The 1,290-nt window shown below is 37.7% G+C and carries 1 pseudogene; it reads right to left on the bottom strand.

The window, feature by feature from the left end:
- A pseudogene (locus ACFILD_RS09560) lies at positions 1-1,238 on the bottom strand (hypothetical protein); the annotation flags it as partial.
- Positions 1,239-1,290: the final 52 nt, after the last annotated feature.

Below are 1,290 nucleotides of genomic sequence, written 5' to 3'. Positions count from 1 at the left end.
GTCTTATCTTGCTGAACAAAGCTCTCGCTTTCCACTTTGGTAATCACATTATTAACCTGTTCAGTCAATTTATTCTGAACAGTCGTGAGAGCCGTATTAACACCCTCAAACGCATCAGCTACATTCTGATAAGTCTCACTTTTTTCCTCTCCATCAGTATCGAAAGTTTTAATCTTAAAAGTAGGACCTTCTGAGTTTCCATTTCCAAAGTCAGCACCGCCACCAAGATAATTAGCTAAATGGGTACCCACTATATACAGCTGTCCACCATTCACGGCTTCTTCTGAGTTTTGTGTTAAATCACCTGGTGCAAGATTTTTAATTTTACCTGAACTTCTGTCTTTCCCCTCTCCGCGCATAGCACTAAAGGCTTTATCAGTTTTGCTCCACAATAAGGCATCGCCTTGAAATTCTTTATTAATATCGTTTAATTTGTCATTAAAATTATTAACAACAGTATTCAGATGTTTGTTTACATTTATGAAGTTCGTATCAATTCCTGCAAAAGCAGAGCCTACATCGGTATAGTCTTTTGAACCATCTTCTTTACCATCAGCTGTGAAGGTTTTAAGCTTGAATGTAGGGGCTGTCCAAGCGCCATCTTTATAACTAGCACCACCACCAAAATATTTGACTACATTCTCAGATGCTGTTTTGAGATCACTTGTTACAGTCGTAACATTTTTATTTGTTTCAAAAAGCTGGGAACCATTTACTGCTTCATTTGAAGCTTCTGTGAGCGCGCCATTCTTTATACCTGTAAGAGTACGCTTTTCATTTTTTTTGTTGGCAATATCAATTTTATCACCATCTGTTTCTTTTCCAATACTGATGTGTCTCGTTTCTGCATCCTGTTTAACGAAGCTACTGGCTGCTACTTGTTCTTTGACATCTTTTAATTGCGAAAAATTCACCGCATCAGTTTCTTTAGTACCAGCAGCTACACCAGAAAGAGTCCGAGGGCTGGCTTTAATGTCGCTGAAATCAATGCCAAATGGTTCCAATAGATCCTTACCAATAGTAATAAGACCTGTCTTTTCATTTTTCTTAACAAGAATACTGTCTCTTACATCAGCAACCTGTTTGTTAATATTATCTTTCATTTTATTAAAAGAACTATCAACCGCCACAAAAGCATCTGTTATATTTTCATACGTCTGATTCTGAACAGCATAGCTAGGTGGCATACCCTTTAGTACATCAGTTTTACCACCAAAATATTTTGATGTATTCGCCATAGCCGTTTCCAGATTTCTCGCTGTGGACGAAAGACCCTCATTGGTTTTGCTT

The sequence above is a fragment of the Bartonella sp. CL162QHHD genome, from assembly GCF_042195435.1.
Classification (GTDB): Bacteria; Pseudomonadota; Alphaproteobacteria; order Rhizobiales; family Rhizobiaceae; genus Bartonella.
This window is presented reverse-complemented; position numbering and strand designations above follow the sequence as displayed.